The sequence below is a fragment of the Streptomyces sp. NPDC049837 genome (genome assembly GCF_040674455.1).
In the GTDB taxonomy this organism is placed as follows: Bacteria; Actinomycetota; Actinomycetes; order Streptomycetales; family Streptomycetaceae; genus Streptomyces.
This window is the reverse complement of the sequence record NZ_JBFAMP010000008.1, coordinates 153,451-174,546: the sequence shown is the minus strand read 5'-3', so window position 1 is coordinate 174,546 and position 21,096 is coordinate 153,451. Positions and strand designations below refer to the sequence as shown.

The 21,096-nt window shown below is 71.3% G+C and carries 18 protein-coding genes; 14 read left to right on the top strand and 4 right to left on the bottom strand.

Annotated features, from left to right (window positions below; genetic code table 11):
- Window positions 1-6: 6 nt before the first annotated feature.
- The 14 genes from rapZ to AB0J57_RS22590 all read left to right on the top strand — a co-directional run bounded on the left by rapZ (window position 7) and on the right by AB0J57_RS22590 (window position 16,520).
- Window positions 7-978, top strand: a complete 972-nt coding sequence (gene rapZ, locus AB0J57_RS22655; RefSeq protein ID WP_366130258.1) for an RNase adapter RapZ — start codon at window positions 7-9, stop codon at window positions 976-978.
- The gene (gene yvcK / locus AB0J57_RS22650; protein ID WP_366130085.1) at window positions 975-1,997 is read left to right on the top strand and encodes a uridine diphosphate-N-acetylglucosamine-binding protein YvcK; all 1,023 of its coding nucleotides are present in this window, start codon (window positions 975-977) and stop codon (window positions 1,995-1,997) included. Before rapZ ends, yvcK begins: the two co-directional genes overlap by 4 nt.
- Complete coding sequence (gene whiA, locus AB0J57_RS22645) at window positions 1,988-2,977, top strand: DNA-binding protein WhiA (RefSeq protein ID WP_366130084.1); 990 nt, start codon at window positions 1,988-1,990, stop codon at window positions 2,975-2,977. Before yvcK ends, whiA begins: the two co-directional genes overlap by 10 nt.
- Before the next feature lie 289 nt (window positions 2,978-3,266).
- Window positions 3,267-6,233, top strand: a complete 2,967-nt coding sequence (locus AB0J57_RS22640; protein ID WP_366130083.1) for a M14 family zinc carboxypeptidase — start codon at window positions 3,267-3,269, stop codon at window positions 6,231-6,233.
- Between the two features lie 251 nt (window positions 6,234-6,484).
- Window positions 6,485-7,489, top strand: coding sequence for a type I glyceraldehyde-3-phosphate dehydrogenase (gene gap, locus AB0J57_RS22635; protein ID WP_366130082.1), 1,005 nt, complete (start codon window positions 6,485-6,487; stop codon window positions 7,487-7,489).
- Between the two features lie 123 nt (window positions 7,490-7,612).
- Entirely contained in the window at window positions 7,613-8,824 is a 1,212-nt protein-coding gene (locus AB0J57_RS22630; protein WP_366130081.1) for a phosphoglycerate kinase, read from the top strand.
- A gap of 6 nt (window positions 8,825-8,830) precedes the next feature.
- Window positions 8,831-9,607: a triose-phosphate isomerase gene (tpiA, locus tag AB0J57_RS22625; protein WP_366130080.1), complete on the top strand. Its 777-nt coding sequence runs from the start codon at window positions 8,831-8,833 to the stop codon at window positions 9,605-9,607.
- 173 nt (window positions 9,608-9,780) lie between these two features.
- Complete coding sequence (gene secG, locus AB0J57_RS22620; RefSeq protein ID WP_064073089.1) at window positions 9,781-10,011, top strand: preprotein translocase subunit SecG; 231 nt, start codon at window positions 9,781-9,783, stop codon at window positions 10,009-10,011.
- A 110-nt stretch (window positions 10,012-10,121) separates the two neighbouring features.
- Complete coding sequence (locus tag AB0J57_RS22615; RefSeq protein ID WP_003957010.1) at window positions 10,122-10,457, top strand: RNA polymerase-binding protein RbpA; 336 nt, start codon at window positions 10,122-10,124, stop codon at window positions 10,455-10,457.
- Between the two features lie 122 nt (window positions 10,458-10,579).
- Window positions 10,580-11,845 (top strand): MFS transporter, encoded by a 1,266-nt coding sequence (locus AB0J57_RS22610; protein ID WP_366130079.1) that lies wholly within the window; start codon window positions 10,580-10,582, stop codon window positions 11,843-11,845.
- A 58-nt stretch (window positions 11,846-11,903) separates the two neighbouring features.
- Complete coding sequence (gene pgi, locus AB0J57_RS22605) at window positions 11,904-13,556, top strand: glucose-6-phosphate isomerase (RefSeq protein WP_366130257.1); 1,653 nt, start codon at window positions 11,904-11,906, stop codon at window positions 13,554-13,556.
- 4 nt (window positions 13,557-13,560) lie between these two features.
- Entirely contained in the window at window positions 13,561-14,061 is a 501-nt protein-coding gene (locus AB0J57_RS22600; protein ID WP_366130078.1) for a PH domain-containing protein, read from the top strand.
- A complete protein-coding gene (locus AB0J57_RS22595) occupies window positions 14,058-15,614 on the top strand; it encodes a PH domain-containing protein (RefSeq protein ID WP_366130077.1) in 1,557 nt (518 codons plus the stop codon). Before AB0J57_RS22600 ends, AB0J57_RS22595 begins: the two co-directional genes overlap by 4 nt.
- A 57-nt stretch (window positions 15,615-15,671) precedes the next feature.
- A complete protein-coding gene (locus AB0J57_RS22590) occupies window positions 15,672-16,520 on the top strand; it encodes a poly-gamma-glutamate hydrolase family protein (protein WP_366130075.1) in 849 nt (282 codons plus the stop codon).
- A gap of 73 nt (window positions 16,521-16,593) precedes the next feature.
- Here AB0J57_RS22590 and pgl read toward each other — a convergent pair whose 3' ends face one another.
- From pgl to tal, 4 genes are read right to left on the bottom strand one after another with little or no spacing between them, the layout of a single operon-like run.
- The gene (gene pgl, locus AB0J57_RS22585) at window positions 16,594-17,376 is read right to left on the bottom strand and encodes a 6-phosphogluconolactonase (protein WP_366130074.1); all 783 of its coding nucleotides are present in this window, start codon (window positions 17,374-17,376) and stop codon (window positions 16,594-16,596) included.
- Entirely contained in the window at window positions 17,373-18,431 is a 1,059-nt protein-coding gene (gene opcA / locus AB0J57_RS22580; protein ID WP_366130073.1) for a glucose-6-phosphate dehydrogenase assembly protein OpcA, read from the bottom strand. Before opcA ends, pgl begins: the two co-directional genes overlap by 4 nt.
- Window positions 18,428-19,960 (bottom strand): glucose-6-phosphate dehydrogenase, encoded by a 1,533-nt coding sequence (gene zwf, locus AB0J57_RS22575; RefSeq protein WP_366130072.1) that lies wholly within the window; start codon window positions 19,958-19,960, stop codon window positions 18,428-18,430. Before zwf ends, opcA begins: the two co-directional genes overlap by 4 nt.
- A 3-nt stretch (window positions 19,961-19,963) precedes the next feature.
- Entirely contained in the window at window positions 19,964-21,082 is a 1,119-nt protein-coding gene (gene tal, locus AB0J57_RS22570; protein ID WP_366130071.1) for a transaldolase, read from the bottom strand.
- Window positions 21,083-21,096: the final 14 nt, after the last annotated feature.

The window sequence follows — 21,096 nt, the reverse complement described above, 5'->3', positions numbered from 1 at the left end:
CACCCGATGGCGGAACCGGAGCCGAGCACGCGGCCGCCGGAGCCGACAGCGCGAGAAGACGGAGCAGCACACGTGAGTACGGGCACGACGATCGAGGCCGGAGAGGCCGCCGAGGCGGCCATCCCCGAGCTGGTGATCATCTCCGGCATGTCCGGCGCCGGTCGCAGCACCGCCGCCAAGTGCCTGGAGGACCTCGGCTGGTTCGTCGTCGACAACCTGCCGCCCGCGCTGATCCCCACCATGGTGGAGCTCGGCGCCCGTTCCCAGGGCAATGTGGCGCGCATCGCCGTCGTCGTCGACGTGCGCGGCCGCCAGTTCTTCGAGAGCCTCCGCGAGTCGCTCGCGGTCCTCGACGCCAAGCAGGTCACCCGCCGGATCGTCTTCCTGGAGTCGTCCGACGAGGCGCTGGTCCGCCGCTTCGAGTCGGTGCGCCGCCCGCACCCGCTCCAGGGCGACGGCCGGATCGTCGACGGCATCGCCGCCGAGCGCGACCTGCTGCGCGAGCTGCGCGGCGACGCCGACCTGGTGATCGACACCTCCAGCCTCAACGTCCACGAGCTGCGCGCCAAGATGGACGCCCAGTTCGCCGGGGACGAGGAGCCGGAGCTGCGCGCCACGGTCATGTCGTTCGGCTACAAGTACGGCCTGCCCGTCGACGCCGACCTGGTGGTGGACTGCCGCTTCCTGCCCAACCCGCACTGGGTGCCGGAGCTGCGCCCGTTCACCGGCCTCAACGAGGAGGTGTCGGGCTACGTCTTCAACCAGCCGGGCGCCAAGGAGTTCCTCGACCGGTACACCGAGCTGCTCCAGCTCATCTCCACCGGCTACCGCCGGGAGGGCAAGCGGTACGTGACCATCGCGGTCGGCTGCACGGGCGGCAAGCACCGCTCCGTGGCCATGTCCGAGAAGCTCGCCGCCCGGCTCGCCTCGGAAGGGGTCGAGACCGTCGTCGTCCACCGGGACATGGGGCGCGAGTGAAGCAGTACCGTCGGCGTACGCGGTCGCTGTCCGTCCGTACGCTCCGCAGACGCGGCGCCCAGCCCAAGGTCGTCGCCCTCGGCGGCGGCATGGGCCTGTCCGCGTCCCTCGCCGCGCTGCGCCGCATCACCGGCGACCTGACCGCCGTGGTCACGGTCGCCGACGACGGCGGGTCCAGCGGCCGCCTCCGCGAGGAGCTCGGCGTGCTGCCGCCCGGGGACCTGCGCAAGGCCCTGGCGGCGCTGTGCGGCGACGACGACTGGGGCCAGACGTGGGCCCGCGTCATCCAGCACCGGTTCCAGTCCAAGGGCGACCTGCACGAGCACGCCGTCGGCAACCTGCTGATCGTCGCCCTGTGGGAGCAGCTCGGCGACCACGTCCAGGCGCTGGACCTGGTCGGCAAGCTGCTCGGCGCGCACGGCCGGGTGCTGCCCATGTCGGCCGTGCCGCTGGAGCTCCAGGCGCTGGTCAAGGGCCATGACCCCGAGCGCCCGGAGGACGTGGACACCGTCCGCGGTCAGGCGACCGTGGCGCTCACGCCCGGCGAGGTGCAGTCCGTGCACCTCGTGCCGAACGACCCGCCCGCCGTACCGGAGGCGGTCGCGGCCGTGCTGGACGCGGACTGGGTGGTGCTCGGCCCCGGCTCCTGGTTCTCCTCCGTCATCCCGCACCTGCTGGTGCCCGAGCTGCTGGAGGCCCTCGTCGAGACCAAGGCGCGCCGGGTCCTGTCGCTGAACCTCGCGCCGCAGCCCGGAGAAACCGAGGGCTTCTCCCCGCAGCGTCATTTGGAGGTTTTGGGGCGACACGCCCCTAAACTCGCCCTGGACGTGGTGCTGGCCGACGAGGCCGCCGTGCCCGACCGCGAGTCCCTCGCAGACGCCGCCAAGCGGCTCGGTGCCGCGGTCGAGCTGGCCCCGGTGGCCAGGAAGGACGGCTCGCCGAAGCACGACCCGGAGCTGCTGGCCGCCGCGTACGACCGTATTTTTCGGATGCATGGAAGGATCGGCCCATGGCGATGACGGCAGCGGTGAAGGACGAGATCTCCCGGCTCCCCGTCACCCGGACCTGCTGCAGAAAGGCGGAGGTCTCGTCGATCCTGCGGTTCGCCGGCGGGCTGCACCTGGTCAGCGGGCGGATCGTGATCGAGGCGGAGCTGGACACCGCGATGGCGGCGCGCCGCCTGAAGCGGGACATCGCGGAGATCTTCGGGCACAACTCCGAACTGATCGTGATGGCGCCGGGCGGGCTGCGGCGCGGCTCGCGCTTCGTCGTCCGCGTGGTGGCGGGCGGCGACCAACTGGCCCGCCAGACCGGGCTGGTCGACGGCCGGGGCCGGCCGATCCGGGGCCTGCCGCCGCAGGTGGTCTCCGGGGCGACCTGTGACGCCGAGGCCGCTTGGCGCGGAGCCTTCCTGGCGCACGGCTCGCTGACCGAGCCCGGCCGCTCCTCGTCCCTGGAGGTCACCTGCCCGGGCCCGGAGGCCGCGCTCGCGCTGGTCGGTGCCGCGCGGCGGCTGTCCATCGCCGCCAAGGCCCGCGAGGTGCGGGGCGTGGACCGCGTGGTGGTACGGGACGGTGACGCGATCGGCGCGCTGCTGACCCGGCTGGGGGCGCACGAGTCGGTGCTGGCCTGGGAGGAGCGGCGGATGCGCCGCGAGGTGCGCGCCACCGCGAATCGGCTGGCCAACTTCGACGACGCCAACCTCCGCCGCTCGGCGCGCGCCGCGGTCGCGGCCGGCGCCCGGGTGCAGCGCGCCCTGGAGATCCTCGGCGAGGAGGTCCCCGAGCACCTGGCGGCGGCCGGCCGGCTGCGCATGGAGCACAAGCAGGCCTCCCTGGAGGAGCTCGGCGCCCTCGCCGACCCGCCGCTGACCAAGGACGCGGTCGCCGGCCGCATCCGCCGCCTGCTGGCCATGGCCGACAAGCGGGCCCAGGACCTCGGCATCCCCGGTACGGAGTCCAACCTCACCGAGGAAATGGCCGACGGCCTCGTCGGCTGACCCCCGCCCCACGTGCGCGCCGCCGCCCCACCCGGGCGGCGGCTTGCCGGGACCGCACGGCCCGCACCGGCCACGGCTCCCACACCCGCACGGCCCCGCACCCGCCACGGCCCCCGCACCCGCACCCGCACGGGAGCGCACCGGACCGCACCCGCCCCCGCACCCGGCACGACACCGCCCCCACCCCCGCACACCGGCCACGGCCACCGAGGCGGTATTGACATGATCATGAGGTGTCACAAGCCTGGCGCCTGTCCACTTCCGTGGCAGACAACAGCAAGGGGGGCACATGAGACGTAGAGCGAGATCGATCCTCGCCGCGGCTTCACTGCTGATGGCCGGACTGGCGGCGGCACCCGTCGCCGGGGCGGAGCAGAAGGACGGGCAGGACACCGGGGGCGGCGGCGACAGCCTCTCCGTATGGCACGCGAAGGTCGGCAAGGAGCAGATCCCGCTCCTCCTCGACGCCGGTACCGACGGCCATGAGCTGAGCGAGCGGATTCCCGAAAAGGGCACCGCCACCGTCGAGTTGTACCTCACCGAGCGGCAGGCGGAGGCGCTGCGCGACAAGGGCGTCGCCGTCACCGAGCACGACCTCACCGCGACCGCCGAGAAGCGTGTCGCCGCCGCTGGTGACGGCGTGTTCCGGCCGTACGGAGGCAAGGGCGGGCTCAAGGAGGAGATCCTGGCGACCGCCCGGGCCAACCCGGCGCTCACCAAGGTCGTCAGCATCGGCAAGACGATCAAGGGCCAGGACATCCTCGCCCTCAAGCTCTCCAAGGGCGCCAAGAAGTACAGGGACGGCTCCAGGCCCGCCACCCTGTACCTCTCCAATCAGCACGCCCGCGAGTGGATCACGCCCGAGATGAACCGGCGGCTGCTCCACCACTACCTCGCCGGGTACGGCAAGGACCCGCGTATCACGAAGATCGTCGACACCACCGAGCTGTGGTTCGTGCTCTCCGCCAACCCCGACGGCTACGACCACACCCACGCCGCCCCCGCCAACCGCCAGTGGCGCAAGAACCTGCGCGACAACAACGGTGACGGGAAGATCGCCCCCGGCGACGGCGTCGACCTCAACCGCAACTTCTCCTACAAGTGGGGCTACGACAACGAGGGGTCGTCCCCCGATCCCGCCGACGAGACCTACCGCGGCACCGGCCCGATGTCCGAGCCCGAGACGAAGGCGCTGGACGCGTTCCAGAAGCGGATCGGATTCCAGTACGGCATCAACTACCACTCCGCCGCGCAGCTCATCCTCTACGGCGTCGGCTGGCAGGTCGCCACCGACACCCCCGACGACGTCCCGCTCAAGGCACTGGCCGGCACCCCCGCCAAGTCCGCGGTCCCCGGCTACCGCCCGCAGGTCTCCTCCGAGCTCTACACCACCAACGGCGAGGCCGACGGACACGCGGCCAACGTCAACGGGATGCAGATGTTCACCCCGGAGATGTCGACCTGTGCCACCGCCTCCCGCGTCGATCCGAACGACGCCTGGGAACCGGCCGACTGCGCCTCCATCTTCACCTTCCCCGACGACGAGAAGCTCATCCAGCAGGAGTTCGCCAAGAACATCCCGTTCGCGCTCGCCGTCGCCGAATCGGCCGCCCGCCCCGACGACCCCGTCTCCCCGGTCGGCGCCGACGCCCCCGCCTTCGTCCCCGACACCTTCACCACGTCGTACGCGTACGACGGCGACGACCAGGAAGTCGCCGTCACCGCCCGCAAGTCGCTGCGCGACAAGGAGCTGAAGTACCGCGTCAACGGCGGCCGGACGCACGACCAGCGCCTGAAGGCGTGGGAGGGCGGCGAGACCTACGGCGGCGAGGACAACCTCTACTACGACGAGTACCGCGCCGAGGTCCAGGACGGCGAACCCGGCGACACCGTCGAGGTCTGGTTCACCGGCCGCACCCGCGACGGCAAGCGCGTCTCGTCCACCCCGTTCACGTACACCATCGCCGAGCGGCCGCGCGGCGACGTCCTGGTGCTCGCCGAGGAGGGCGGCACCGCGCCGGCGCGGCACACCGCCGCGTACACCAAGGCGCTGAAGGACAACGGACGCAAGGCCGCCGTCTGGGACGTCGCCACCCAGGGCGCCCCGCACCCGCTCGGAGTGCTCGGCCACTTCGGCACCGTCGTCTGGTACACCGGCGCCGAACGGCCCTCCGGGCCCACCACGCTCGCCGTGCGGGAGTACCTCAACGAGGGCGGCAAACTGATCAACGCCGGCGAGAGCTCCGGCGGGCTCGTCGACATCGGCCGCGCCGACTCCGACGACTTCGCCCAGTACTACCTCGGCGCCCACCGCCGCACCGGCATGGCGTCACCCGGCTCCTTCGCGGGCACGGGCCGCTTCGCCGGTACGGGGGCCTCCCTCGGCGACGCGACCGGCAACCCGCTCGACAGCGCCGGCGCCTACACCGTCACCTCCGACACCCTCGACCCCAAGGTGTTCCCGCAGTTCCGCAGCGCCGCCGCGGGCGACTACCCCGGCGTACGCACGCCCTTCGAACCGTACGAGGGCGAGTCCTTCGCCGCCGCCCGGCACGTCGACAACGCCTGGATGCGGCTCACCAGGACCGTCGACCTGACCGGTACGGACGCCGCCGCCAAGCCCACCCTCCAGTTCCGGCTCAGCCATGACACCGAGCCCGGCTACGACAACGTGGTGGTCGAGGCGCACACCGTGGGCCAGGACGACTGGACGACCCTGCCCGACGCCCACGGCCGCTCCTCCAGCGAGGTCCCGACCGACTGCGCCGAGGGCTTCTACATCGGCGGGCACCCCTTCCTGGCGCACTACCTCACCGACGGCGAGGACGGCTGCACCGCCACCGGCACCACCGGCGCCTGGCACGCCTTCACCGGCACCTCGGGCGGCTGGCAGCCCGTCGCCGTCGACCTGAGCGCGTACGCCGGCAAGCGGGTCGAGCTGTCCATCTCCTACATCTCCGACTCCGGGGTGGGAGAGACGGGCGTCTTCGTCGACGAGACGAAGCTCGTCGTCGGCGGCACGGCACGGGACAGCGAGGGCTTCGAGGCCTCACTCGGCGCCTGGAGCGTGGCCGGCCCGCCGGCCGGCAGCCCGGGCAACGCCACCGACTGGGCCCGGTCACCCGCGCTATACCACTCCCGGGCCGCCGTCACCACCCGCGACACCGTGCTCCTCGGATTCGGTCTGGAGCACGTACCCGATTCCGTTCAGCGCAAGCGGCTGCTCGGCACAGCGCTCGGCGCACTCCGTCGCTGACGAACGCATTCCGTCGCTGACGAGCGCACCCGTGCACCGACGAGCGCTCTCCGCTGACGCTCGGTAGCCGGACGAACGCCCCGGTGGACCGTACTGTCCAGTAGGACAGGGGTTCCGGTTCACCGGGCTCGTCCGGGTGCGCTAGATGTCACTCCGCCGCCTGGAGGGAGGTAGGGTCGTAAGCGGTCGGGGACATCCCAATACATCTCGCCGGCGTCGAAACCCGGCGTACCTAACGAGGAGATCGGTTCGTGACGATCCGCGTAGGCATCAACGGCTTTGGCCGCATCGGTCGTAACTACTTCCGCGCGCTGCTGGAGCAGGGTGCAGACATCGAGATCGTGGCTGTCAACGACCTGGGCGACACCGCGACCACGGCACACCTCCTGAAGTACGACACGATTCTGGGCCGTCTCAAGGCCGAGGTCAGCCACACCGCCGACACCATCACGGTCGACGGCCACACCATCAAGGTGCTCTCCGAGCGCAACCCGGCCGACATCCCGTGGGGCGAGCTGGGCGTCGACATCGTCATCGAGTCGACCGGCATCTTCACCAAGAAGGCCGACGCCGAGAAGCACATCGCCGGTGGCGCGAAGAAGGTCCTCATCTCGGCTCCGGCCACCGACGAGGACATCACCATCGTCATGGGTGTCAACCAGGACAAGTACGACGCGGCCAACCACCACGTCATCTCCAACGCCTCCTGCACCACCAACTGCGTGGCGCCGATGGCCAAGGTCCTCGACGAGAACTTCGGCATCGTCAAGGGCATGATGACGACGGTCCACGCCTACACCAACGACCAGCGCATCCTGGACTTCCCGCACAAGGACCTGCGCCGCGCCCGCGCCGCCGCGGAGAACATCATTCCGACGTCGACGGGTGCCGCCAAGGCCACCGCTCTGGTCCTCCCGCAGCTCAAGGGCAAGCTGGACGGCATCGCCATGCGCGTCCCGGTCCCCACCGGCTCGGTCACCGACCTCGTGCTGGAGCTGGACCGCGAGGTCACCAAGGACGAGATCAACACCGCGTTCCAGAAGGCCGCCGAGGGGCAGCTCAAGGGCATCCTGGAGTACACCGAGGACCCGATCGTCTCCTCGGACATCGTCAACTGGCCGGCCTCCTGCACCTTCGACTCGAAGCTCACGATGGTCCAGGGCAAGCAGGTCAAGGTCGTCGGCTGGTACGACAATGAGTGGGGCTACTCCAACCGCCTCGTGGACCTCACCGTGTTCGTCGGCGGCCAGCTCTAAGCAACTGGGCGGCGAGGGCACAAGGGTAGGTACCTCGATGTGAGCACAGGGCTCGGGCAGCGCAACGCCGCGCTGTACGAGCCCTGTCGCTTGCGTCGGTTCTTCCAAGGAGCAACAGGACAGATGAAGACGATCGACGAACTCCTCCGCCAAGGGGTCGAAGGCAAGCGCGTATTCGTCCGCGCGGACCTCAACGTGCCGCAGGACGGCACCACCATCACCGACGACGGCCGCATCCGCGCCGTCCTGCCGACCGTCAAGGCGCTGACCGAAGCCGGTGCCAAGGTCGTCGTGGCCTCGCACCTCGGCCGCCCCAAGGGCGAGCCGGACCCCGCATTCACGCTGCGGTTCGCCGCCTCCCGGCTCGGCGAGCTGCTCGGCCGGCCCGTCGCCTTCGCCGGCGACACCATCGGCTCCGAGGCCCACGCGGCCGTCGCGGGGCTGGAGAACGGCCAGGTCGCCGTCCTGGAGAACCTCCGCTTCCACCCCGGTGAGACCTCCAAGGACCCCGCCGAGCGCGCGGAGCTGGCCGCCCGCCTCGCCGCCTTCGCGGACGTGTACGTGGGCGACGGCTTCGGTGCCGTGCACCGCCAGCACGCCTCCGTGTTCGAGCTGCCGCGCCTGATGCCGAAGTACGCCGGCTACCTGATCGCCACCGAGGTCGGCGTCCTCAAGAAGCTCACCGACGACGTCAAGCGCCCCTACGTGGTCGTGCTCGGCGGCGCCAAGGTCTCCGACAAGCTGGGCGTCATCGACCACCTGCTGGAGAAGGCCGACCGCATCCTGATCGGCGGCGGCATGGCGTACACCTTCCTCAAGGCCAAGGGCCACGAGGTCGGCATCTCGCTGCTCCAGGAGGACCAGGTCCCGGCCTGCCTGGAGTACCTGGCCAGGGCAGAGAAGAAGGGCGTGGAGTTCGTGCTCCCCGTCGACGTGCTGGTCTCGGCCGACTTCCCGGACCTGAAGACCAAGGCCCCGGCCAACCCCACGCTGGTCGCCTCGACCGCCATCCCGGCCGACCAGGAGGGTCTGGACATCGGTCCGCAGACCCGCAAGTTGTACGCATCGAAGCTCGCCGACGCGGCCACCGTCTTCTGGAACGGCCCCATGGGCGTCTTCGAGCACCCCGACTACGCCGAGGGCACCAAGGCCGTCGCCCAGGCGCTCGTCGACTCCCCGGCCTTCACGGTCGTCGGCGGTGGCGACTCCGCCGCGGCCGTCCGGATCCTGGGCTTCGACGAGGACGCATTCGGCCACATCTCGACCGGTGGCGGCGCGAGCCTCGAGTACCTCGAGGGCAAGACGCTTCCCGGCCTCGCCGCACTGGAGGACTAACACTTAATGAGCACCCGTACCCCGCTGATGGCGGGCAACTGGAAGATGAACCTCAACCACCTGGAGGCCATCGCCCACGTCCAGAAGCTCGCCTTCGCACTGAACGACAAGGACTACGAGGCCGTCGAGGTCGCCGTCCTCGCGCCCTTCACCGACCTGCGGTCCGTGCAGACCCTGGTCGACGGCGACAAGCTGAAGATCAAGTACGGCGCCCAGGACATCTCGGCGCACGACTCCGGTGCGTACACCGGTGAGATCTCCGGCGTGATGCTGTCCAAGCTGAAGTGCACGTACGTCGCCGTCGGCCACTCCGAGCGCCGCCAGTACCACGGCGAGAGCGACGAGCTGTGCAACGCCAAGGTGAAGGCCGCCTTCCGCAACGGCCTGGTCCCGATCCTCTGCGTCGGCGAGGGCCTGGACATCCGCAAGGCCGGTGACCAGGTCTCCTACACGCTCGCGCAGCTCGACGGCGGACTGAAGGACATCCCGGCCGAGCAGGCCGAGACGATCGTGATCGCGTACGAGCCGGTGTGGGCCATCGGCACCGGCGAGGTCGCCACCCCCGAGGACGCGCAGGAGGTCTGCGGGGCGATCCGCGGCCGGCTCGCCGAGCTGTACTCCAAGGAGCTGGCCGACAAGGTCCGCATCCAGTACGGCGGCTCCGTGAAGTCCTCCAACGTCGCCGCGATCATGGCGCAGCCCGACGTGGACGGCGCCCTGGTCGGCGGCGCGGCACTGGACGCCGACGAGTTCGTCAAGATCGTCCGGTTCCGGGACCAGTGAGCCGGTTCCGGTGCGTCCGGTTCCGCGACCGGTGAGTATGCGGTAGGGCGGAATCGTCGTACCCTTGCGGGGGCCGAGGCTCTTTTCGTGGGAGCCTGGGCCCCCGTCGTCCGTAGACGTCCGATAGTCCGTGTAATCCGAGAATTGCCAGGAAGTAGGGTCCAGCCGTGGTTATGGGGTTCTCGATCGCCCTCATCGTCTTCAGCGCGCTGCTGATGCTGCTGGTGCTGATGCACAAGGGGAAGGGCGGCGGCCTCTCCGACATGTTCGGTGGCGGCATGCAGTCGTCCGTCGGCGGCTCCTCGGTCGCCGAGCGCAACCTGGACCGCATCACCGTGGTCGTCGGTCTGCTGTGGTTCGCGTGCATTGTCGTACTTGCTCTTCTGATCAAGCTGGACAACTGACGTCTCGGTTCCGCGTCCCGGGGAGGGGTGTAACTCCAATCACTGGACGCGCGTTGGGCCTTACGTAGACTGGGGCATCTTCGAGCACCATCACGCAGGGAGTTACAACCGTGGCAAGTGGCAACGCGATCCGGGGAAGCCGGGTCGGCGCGGGGCCGATGGGGGAGGCCGAGCGGGGCGAGTCCGCGCCGCGACTCCGCATCTCCTTCTGGTGCTCGAACGGGCACGAGACGCAGCCGAGCTTCGCGAGTGACGCGCAGGTCCCCGACACCTGGGACTGCCCGCGGTGCGGGTTCCCGGCCGGCCAGGACCGGGACAACCCGCCGGACCCGCCGCGCACCGAACCGTACAAGACGCACCTCGCGTACGTGCGGGAGCGCCGCAGCGACGCGGACGGCGAGGCGATCCTGGCCGAGGCGCTGGCCAAACTCCGAGGCGAGATCTGAGCAGTTGAGGGCCCTGTGGGTGGTTTCCACCGACAGGGCCCGTTTCGTTCTTCCCGCTCCCGTACTCCCCGCTCCACCCGGCGTTGTCAGTGGTGCCCTCTACCGTCGTTGGTGAGCAGATCATGCGACATACGGGGGGGTGGACGGCTGTGGCGACGGCCGAGGCGGTGGGCGTCCCGCGGGCGCCGGCGTGGCGGGGCGGTTTCGGGCGGCTGTGGGCGGCCGCGGTCGTGTCGAAGTTCGGCGACTCGCTGCGCACGGCGGCGATGCCGCTGCTCGCCGTCTCGCTGACCCGCGAGCCCCTGCTGATCGCCGCGGTGACGGCGTGCGGGCACCTGCCGTGGCTGCTGTTCGGGCTGGTCGGCGGGGCCGTCGCCGACCGGGTCGACCAGCGGCGCGCCATGTGGACCGTCGATCTCGTGCGGGGCGGGCTGATGGCCGCCTTCGCGGTCGCGGTCGCGCTGGGGCACGCCTCCATCGCCCTGCTGATCGCGCTCGCCTTCGTCCTCACGGCCCTCCAGACCCTGTTCGACAACGCGGCGACGTCCCTGTTGCCGTCCCTGGTGCCCGCCGACGCGCTCGCCGGGGCCAACGCCCGGCTGCTGGCCGGGCAGCAGCTCGCGGGAGCCTTCCTGGCGGCCCCGCTGGTGCCGGTGCTGCTCCTCGCGGGCGCCGCCGTGCCGTACGCGGCGGACGCGGCCACCTACCTGCTCGCCGCGCTGCTCGTGGCTTCGCTGCGGATACCGGCGCCCGAGCGGGCGCCCCGCAAGGGCGGCTCCACCCTGCGCGCCGAGATCGCCGAAGGGCTGCGCGTGCTGTGGCGGGACCGGGCACAGCGGGCTCTGTGCGTGGCCACGACCCTGATGAACATCGGCGTGGGCGCCCTCATCGCCACCCTGGTCCTGCACGTCACCGACTGGCTGGGTGCGGGCAGCGGCGGCTATGCCGCGGTTCTCACCGCGTACGGCGTGGGCAGCGTGGCGGGCGGGGCGGTGGCCGCCCGGTTCTCCGGCCGGACCGGCGGGACCGGCGGGCGGATACGGGCGGTGCTGATCGCCGGGCTCGTCCAGACCGGCGCCCTGGTCGCCCTGGGAGCGGTGCGCGAGCTGTGGGTGGCGATGGCGGCGATGGCGGTGTTCGGGCTGATGGGCATGGTGTGGAACGTCCACCAGGTGACGCTGATGCAGGAGCGCAGCCCGGCCGGGATGCTCGGCCGGATCAGCGCCGCGTTCCGCACCCTCGCGATCGGTGGCGCACCCCTCGGCGCGCTGCTGGGCGGAGCGGCGGCAGCGGCATGGGGTGCGAACATCCCCGCCCTGCTGGCGGCCGGGCTGTTCGCACTCGCCGTCGCCTCCCTGGCGGCCTCGTCGGTGCGGCAGATCAATTAGGTTGGAGGGGCAGCGGGGCAAGCAGGCAGGTACGAGAAGAAGTGGGCTGATGTCCGAGATGAATGCAGAAAGCCGCACGAGGCTCAACCGGATGCCCGAGTGGACGGCCCTCGGCAAGCACCGTGAGCAGTTGGGGCAGACGCATCTGCGCGAACTGTTCGCCGCCGACCCGGCGCGCGGCACCGCATACACGCTGCGGGTCGGCGACCTGTATCTGGACTACTCCAAGCACCTGGTCACCGACGAGACGCTGCGGCTGCTGCGCGAGCTGGCCGCCGCGACCGGGGTGGCGGAGCTGCGGGACGCCATGTTCCGTGGCGACAAGATCAACACCACGGAGGACCGCGCGGTCCTGCACACGGCGCTGCGCGCCCCGCGCGAGGCCGTGATCGAGGTCGACGGCGAGAACGTGGTGCCGGGCGTGCACGCGGTGCTCGACAGGATGGCCGCCTTCTCGCAGCGCATCCGGTCCGGCGAGTGGACCGGCCACACCGGCAAGCCCATCAAGAACGTCGTCAACATCGGCATCGGCGGCTCCGACCTCGGCCCGGCGATGGCCTACGAGGCGCTGCGCTCGTACACCCGCCGGGACCTGACGTTCCGTTTCGTCTCCAACGTGGACGGCGCCGACCTGCACGAGGCGGTCCGGGACCTGGACCCGGCCGAGACGCTCTTCATCATCGCCTCGAAGACGTTCACCACCATCGAGACGATCACCAACGCCACCTCCGCCCGCGACTGGCTCCTCACCGGGCTGAGGGCCGGTCAGGAGGCCGTGGCCAAGCACTTCGTGGCCCTGTCGACCAATGCCGGGAAGGTCGAGGACTTCGGCATCGACACGGCCAACATGTTCGAGTTCTGGGACTGGGTCGGCGGCCGGTACTCGTACGACTCCGCCATCGGGCTCTCCCTGATGATCGCCATCGGTCCGGACCGGTTCCGGGAGATGCTCGACGGCTTCCACCTCGTCGACGAGCACTTCCGCACCGCCCCGCCCGAGGAGAACGCGCCGCTGCTGCTCGGCCTGCTGGGCGTCTGGTACGGGGCGTTCTTCGACGCCCAGTCCCACGCCGTCCTGCCCTACAGCCACTACCTGTCGAAGTTCACGGCCTACCTCCAGCAGCTCGACATGGAGTCCAACGGCAAGTCCGTGGACCGCGACGGCAACCCGGTCGACTGGCAGACCGGCCCGGTCGTCTGGGGCACGCCGGGCACCAACGGGCAGCACGCCTACTACCAGTTGATCCACCAGGGCACCAAGATGATCCCGGCCGACTTCATCGGCTTCGCCAGGCCGGTCGCCGACCTGGAGCCCGGCCTGGTGCCCCAGCACGACCTGCTGATGGCCAACTTCTTCGCCCAGACCCAGGCGCTCGCCTTCGGCAAGACGCCCGACGAGGTCCGTGCCGAGGGCGTGGCGGAGGACCTGGTGCCGCACAAGACCTTCCGCGGCAACCACCCCACCACCACGATCCTCGCCGACGAGCTCACGCCGTCCGTGCTGGGGCAGCTCATCGCGCTGTACGAGCACAAGGTGTTCGTCCAGGGCGCCATCTGGAACATCGACTCCTTCGACCAGTGGGGCGTCGAGCTCGGCAAGGTGCTGGCCAAGAAGATCGAGCCCGTCCTGACCGAGGGCGAGGGCGGCGAACAGCTCGACAGCTCCACGGCCGCGCTCGCCGGCCGGTACCGGACGCTTCGGGGCCGGTGACCCGATGCGGGGGGAGGACGCGGTGCGGCTGCGGCCGCCGAACAACACGCTGAACGAGCGGGCCGTTGGTTGGTGGCGGACGCAGTGGCTGCTGCTGACCGGGGCGCCCGTGGTGGTGCTGGCCGTGCTCGGCGCGCTGATCGAGCCGGCCCGGTTCTGGCTGTGGCTGCCCGCCGGGGCCCTGGCCGTGACCGGGCTCGCCTGCACCGCGTTCTTCCCCCGCTGGTGGTTCAGGGTCCACCGCTGGGAGGTCACGGACGACGCCGTCTACGTCCGGACCGGCGCCTTCTGGCAGGAGTGGCGGATCGCGCCGATGTCCCGGATCCAGACCGTGGACACCGTACGCGGACCGCTGGAGCAGGCGTTCCGCCTCGCCACGGTCACCGTGACCACCGCCTCCGCCAAGGGCGCCATCCGGATCGAGGGGCTCGACCACGAGCTGGCCGCCGAGCTGGCCGAGCGGCTCACCCGGATCACCCAGGCCACGCCCGGGGACGCGACATGACCGGCCCCGGGGCCGACGGCGCGGACGCCACCGACGGCTGGCTGCGGCTCGACAGGCGGGCCGTGCTGGTGACCGCGCTCGTCATGGCCGGGGTCGCCTGCGGTGTCTGCGTGCCGGTCCTGTTCGGCCTGAGCGGCGGCGCCTGGTTCGGCGACGGGCCACGCCGGGGCATGGGCACCCTCCTCCTGCTCGCCGGGGGTGCGCTGCTCGTGCCGGCCGGGGCGGCCGTGGAGTACGTGCGCTGGACCCGCACGCGCTACCGCATCGGGCCCGAGCGCGCCGAGCTCCACACCGGGCTGCTGCTGGTCAAGCGCCGGTCCCTGGCCCGCGAGCGCATCCGCAGCGTGGACCTGACGGCCAGTCCGCTGCTGCGCGTCCTCGGCCTGGTGAAGGTGCGGATAGGCACCGGCGAGCACACCGGTGGCGGTGAGTCCACGCTGGAGCTGCACCCGGTCAGCAGGGCGGAGGGCGAACGGCTCCGACGCGAACTGCTCGGCCGCGCCACGGAGCCGGCCGGGGACGGTCACCGTGACGGCCGGCTGGCGGCCCTGGACGCCCGCTGGATCCGGTACGCCCCCATATCGTTCGTCGCCCCGCTGCTCGGTGGCGCGGCGGCGGGCGCCGTGATGCAGGTCAGCGAGTGGTTCGGGGCCCAGGACGAGGTCATCGACTGGGTGGGCGACCGGTTCCGGGACACGCCCGTCGTGTGGGTCGTCCTCGCCCTCACCGTCGTCGCCCTGCTCGCGGGCGCCGTCGGGGCGCTCGGCCTGTGGGGCGAGATGTGGTGGAACTACCGGCTGGAGCGGGAGCCGGGCGGCACCCTCAGGGTGCGGCGCGGCCTGCTCACCACCCGGTCGATCTCCATCGAGGAGCGGCGCCTGCGCGGGGTGGAGCTGGTCGAGCCGCTGGGCGCCCGGCTGTGCGGCGCCGCCCGGCTCGACGCGGTCGCCACCGGCCTCGCCAAGGCCGAGGACGACCAGCACGCCGACCACAAGACGCTGCTGCCCGCCGTGCCCCGCGCCGTGGCGGACGACGTGGCCGCGCGGGTGCTCCGCGAGGCCGCCGCCCCCACCGGCGCACCGCTCACCGCCCACCCCCGTGCGGCCCGCACCCGGCGGCTGCGGTGGGCCCTGGCGGCCGCGCTGCTGCCCGTCGTGGTCCTCGCCGCCCTCGGAGCCCTGCTCACCAGCGCGCTGCTCCACGTCGCCGTAGTGTGCGCCGTGGTGCTGCTGCCGCTCGCGGTGCTCCTCGCCCTCGACGCGTACCGCGGCCTGGGCCACGGGCTCACCGGCGACTACCTGGTCACCCGCTCCGGCACCGCCCGCCGCGCCACCGTCGCCCTCCACCGGCGCGGCGTCATCGGCTGGACGGCCAGGCAGTCGTACTTCCAGCGCCGCGCCGGCCTCATCACGCTGACCGCGACGACGGCGGCGGGGGCGGGCGCGTACGACGTGTACGACGCGGACGAGAGCGAAGGACTGGGCTTCGCCTCCACGGCCGTCCCCGGCCTGCTGGAGCCGTTCCTTGAGCGGGGCGCACCAGAGGGCCAGTGACGCACAGCACAGCGTTGACGGCCCCCGGGCCGGGCCGGTGCCGTGATCATGATGGGCATGACACAGACCAGCCGTCGTACGGTCCTCGCCGCCCTCGCCACCGCCGCCGTCAGCGGCCCGCTGCTGGGCGGTGTCGCCGCCGCTCCGGCGTACGCGACCGACGAGTTCGACCTCTACACCTCCAACACCGACCTCTACACCGAACTGGCCGGCAAGGAGGGCACCGACTTCGCCCGCCGCTACAAGCGGCACGAGTACCTGGACAGCAGCCTCGCCGAGAGATACCCGTACAACCGCACCACGATCATGGCCATGCACGGCGGTGGCATCGAGACGGGCACCTCCGAGCTGTGCCTCGGCATCGCCGGGTACCACCCCGCCACCCTCGCGCCGCTCCAGGACGGCTACGGGTCCCACGACTACTGGATGTTCGAGGGCCTGCGCTCCTCCAACAACCGTGAACTGCACGTCACGGCGAAGAACAACGACGACCGCGTCGCCCTCTCCATGGCCGCCGGCAGCCTCAACGTCCTGAGCCTGCACGGCTGCACGGCGGCGCAGGCGGGGACCGCCGACCCGCGGGCGGTGGTCGTCGGCGGGCTCAACGAGCGGTTCAAGACGCTTCTGAAGGCGGAGTTCGGCAAGGCTGGGATCGCCTGGCGCGACGGCAACGACCCCGAGGTCCGCGACCTGGCCGGCATCAACCCGGACAACCCCTGCAACCGCACCATGCTCGGCAAGGGCGGCCAGCTCGAACTCACCACCGAGTTGCGGGCCGCGATGTTCTCCGTCAACACCCGCGCGGGACGGGCCGGCAGCACGACGGAGGTCTACGACCGGTTCGTCCGGGCCTGCCGTGCCGCGATCGCCACGCTGGAGAAGGACGCGGACCAGGTCATCCTCTGATCCGGTCGACGACGAGGCCCGGTCCACCCACCAGGGGTGAACCGGGCCTCGTAGCACGCGGGCTGAGCCGCCGTCAGGGAATCGCCGGCGGGTACAGGGCACGCGGGAGCCGCGCGGCCGCCGCCTGGTCCAGCAGCCACAGCGTCCGCGACCTGCCGTACGCGCCGGCGGCCGGGGCCTGGATCTCGCCGGCGCCCGACAGCGCGATCGCCGCCGCCTGCGCCTTGTCCTCGCCCGCCGCGAGCAGCCACACCTCGCGCGCCGCCCGGATCGCCGGGAGCGTCAGGGATATCCGGGTCGGCGGCGGCTTGGGCGCGCCGTGCACGCCGACCACCGTGCGCTCCGTCTCCCGCACCGCCGGAAGCTCCGGGAAGAGGGAGGCGACATGCGTGTCGGGCCCGACGCCCAGCATCAGGACGTCGAACGTCGGCACCGGGCCGTGGTCCTCCGGCCCGGCCGCGGCGGCCAGTTCGTCCGCGTACGCGGCGGCCGCGGCGTCCACGTCCACCCCGTGGGCGCCGCCCGCCACCGGCATGGTGTGCACCCGCGCCGGGTTGAGCGGGACGCTGTCGAGCAGCGCCTCGCGGGCCTGGGTGTCGTTCCGGTCGGGGTCGCCCTCCGGGAGGAACCGCTCGTCGCCCCACCACAGGTCCAGGCGCGCCCAGTCGATCGCGTCCCGGGCGGGGGACGAACGCAGCGCGGCCAGCAGGCCGTTGCCGTTGCGGCCACCCGTCAGGACCACCGAGGCGGAGCCGCGGGCGGCCTGGGCGTCCACGATCTTCGTGATCAGCCGGGCCGCGGCGGCCTGGGCCATCAGCTCCTTGTCGCGGTGGACGACGAGCTGCGGAGCGCTCACTTGGCCGCCGCCTTCTTGGCCGGCGACTTGGCCGCGGCCTTCTTCGCGGCGGGCTTCCCGGCGGCATCCTCCGAGGACTCCGAGGACTCCGAGGGTTCGTCCGCCGACGCGGACCCCTCCGTCCGCGCCGCCTGGTCCAGCCGGTCCACCCCGTACCGCAGCACCGACGCGTACGTGTCGTCCGGGTCGAGGCGCCGCAGCTCCTCGGCGATCAGCTCGGACGTCTCACGGCGCTTGAGCGCCACCGCGCGGTCCGGCTGGCCCTGGATGCACAGCGTGGCGAGCGAGGCGTCCGGCCGGTGCAGCACGATGGGGCCGCAGGTGGTCTCCATCCGTACCGCGGTCAGGCCGGGCCCCGAGGACGCCGAGCGCTTCACGCGGATCTTCAGCCGGTCCGCCAGCCACATGGCCAGCAGCTCCACGCTCGGGTTGAACTCCTCGCCCTCCACCTCGGCCGACGTGACCTCGCACGTGACCTGGTCCAGGGCAGCCGCCAGCATCGAACGCCACGGCGTGATCCGGGTCCAGGACAGGTCCGTGTCGCCCGGCGTGTAGGCGGCGGCGCGCGCGGCCAGCTCACGCACCGGGTGCTCGGAGGCGTACGAGTCGGTCACACGCCGCTGCCCGAGGGAGCCCAGCGGGTCGTTGGCCGGGTCGGTCGGCGCGCCCACCGGCCACCAGACCACCACCGGGGCGTCCGGCAGCAGCAGCGGCAGGACCACCGACTGGGCGTGGTCGATGACCTCGCCGTACAGCCGCAGCACCACGGTCTCGCCGGTGCCCGCGTCCGCGCCCACCCGCACCTCGGCGTCCAGGCGCGCCTTGGAGCGGTCGCGCGGCGAGCGCGAGACGCGCTTGATGACGACCAGGGTGCGCGACGGGTGCTCGCGGGACGCCTCGTTGGCGGCCTTGAGCGCGTCGTACGCGTTCTCCTCGTCCGTGACGATGACCAGGGTGAGCACCATGCCGACGGCCGGCGTGCCGATCGCCCGCCGCCCCTGCACCAGCGCCTTGTTGATCTTGCTGGATGTGGTGTCCGTGAGGTCGATCTTCATGGCCGGCGCCAGCTCCGTCCGTCTCGTGCGAGCATTTCGTCCGCCTCGACCGGACCCCAGGTCCCGGACTGGTACTGCGCGGGCTTGCCGTGCCGGTCCCAGTACTGCTCGATCGGGTCCAGGATCTTCCAGGACAGCTCGACCTCCTCCGTGCGCGGGAAGAGGTTGGCGTCACCGAGCAGGACGTCGAGGATCAGCCGCTCGTACGCCTCGGGGCTGGACTCCGTGAAGGACTCGCCGTACGCGAAGTCCATCGAGACGTCCCGGACCTCCATCGAGGTGCCCGGCACCTTCGAGCCGAACCGCATGGTCACGCCCTCGTCCGGCTGGACGCGGATGACCAGGGCGTTCTGCCCCAGCTCCTCGGTGGCCGTGTGGTCGAAGGGGGAGTGCGGGGCGCGCTGGAAGACGACCGCGATCTCGGTGACCCGGCGGCCGAGCCGCTTGCCGGTGCGCAGGTAGAAGGGGACGCCCGCCCAGCGGCGGTTGTCGATCCCCAGCTTGATGGCGGCGTAGGTGTCGGTCTTCGACTGCGGGTCGATGCCCTCCTCCTCCAGGTAGCCGACGGCCTTCGCGCCGCCCTGCCACCCGGCGGCGTACTGGGCGCGCACCGTCGACTTGCCGAGGTCCTTGGGCAGCCTGACCGCGCCCAGCACCTTGGTCTTCTCGGCCGCGAGCGCGTCCGCGTCGAAGGAGGCCGGCTCCTCCATCGCGGTCAGTGCCAGGAGCTGGAGGAGGTGGTTCTGGATGACGTCGCGGGCGGCGCCGATGCCGTCGTAGTACCCGGCGCGGCCGCCGATGCCGATGTCCTCGGCCATGGTGATCTGCACGTGGTCGACGTACGACCGGTTCCAGATCGGCTCGAAGAGCGTGTTGGCGAACCGGAGCGCCAGGATGTTCTGGACGGTCTCCTTGCCCAGGTAGTGGTCGATGCGGAAGACCTGGTCGGGCGAGAAGACCTCGTGGACGATCTCGTTGAGCTCCTTGGCGGAGGCCAGGTCGTGCCCGAACGGCTTCTCGATGACCGCGCGCCGCCAGGACCCGCCCTTCTCGTCGGCCAGCCCGTGCTTCTTGAGCTGCTGGACGACGACGGGGAAGAACTTGGGCGGTACGGAGAGGTAGAACGCGAAGTTGCCGCCGGTGCCCTGGGCCTGGTCCAGCTCCTCCATCGTCTTCTTCAGGGTCTCGAACGCCTCGTTGTCGTCGAAGTTGCCCTGGACGAACCGCATGCCCTGGCTGAGCTGCTGCCACACCTCCTCACGGAAGGGCGTCCGCGCGTGCTGCTTGACGGCCTGGTACACCTCGTCCGCGAAGTCCTCGTCCGCCCACTCGCGGCGGGCGAACCCGATCAGCGAGAAACCCGGCGGGAGCAGGCCCCGGTTGGCGAGGTCGTACACCGCAGGCATCAGCTTTTTCCGGGACAAATCGCCCGTGACGCCAAAGATCACCAGGCCCGACGGCCCCGCGATGCGCGGGAGCCGTCGGTCTGCGGCGTCACGGAGCGGATTCGCTCCATGAACTGCGTTCAAGGTTTACGCCTCCGAAGGGGCGAGGCGCCTGAGCTCCGCCTCGGTCGACTTGAGCAGGTCGTTCCAGGACGCCTCGAACTTGTCGACGCCCTCGTCCTCCAGGAGCTGCACGACGTCGTCGTAGCCGATGCCGAGCTTCTCCAGGGCCGCGAGGTCGGCGCGCGCCTGGTCGTACGTGCCCGAGATCGTGTTGCCGGTGATCGAGCCGTGGTCGGCGGTGGCCTCCAGCGTGGCCTCCGGCATGGTGTTCACCGTGCCCGGCGCGACCAGCTCGTCGACGTACAGCGTGTCCTTGTACGCCGGGTCCTTGACGCCCGTCGAGGCCCACAGCGGACGCTGCTTGTTGGCCTGCGCCTTGTCCAGCGCCGCCCAGCGGTCCGACGAGAAGACCTCCTCGTACGCCTCGTACGCCAGCCGGGCGTTGGCGAGGGCGGCCTTGCCGCGCAGCGCCTTGGCCTCGTCGGTGCCGATGGAGTCCAGCCGCTTGTCGATCTCGGTGTCCACGCGGGACACGAAGAAGGACGCCACCGAGTGGATCTTCGACAGGTCCAGGCCGCGCTCCTTGGCCTTCTCCAGACCGGCCAGGTAGGCGTCCATGACCGCGCGGTAGCGCTCCAGCGAGAAGATCAGCGTGACGTTGACGCTGATGCCGAGGCCGATGACCTCGGTGATCGCCGGCAGACCCGCCTTGGTGGCCGGGATCTTGATCAGCGTGTTCGGCCGGTCCACCAGCCACGCCAACTGCTTCGCCTCGGCGACCGTCGCCTTGGTGTTGTGCGCCAGGCGCGGGTCGACCTCGATCGACACCCGGCCGTCCTGGCCCTGCGTGGCGTCGAAGACCGGGCGCAGGATGTCGGCGGCGTCGCGCACGTCCGCCGTCGTGATCATGCGGATGGCTTCCTCGACGGTCACCTCACGCGCGGCGAGGTCCGAGAGCTGCTGGTCGTAGCCGTGGCCCTCGGAGATCGCCTTCTGGAAGATCGACGGGTTGGTGGTCACGCCCACCACGTGCTGCTGGTCGATCAGCTCGGCCAGGTTGCCCGAGGTGATCCGCTTGCGGGACAGGTCGTCCAGCCAGATCGCGACGCCTTCGTCGGAGAGGCGCTTGAGTGCGTCTGTCATGAGAATTGCATCTC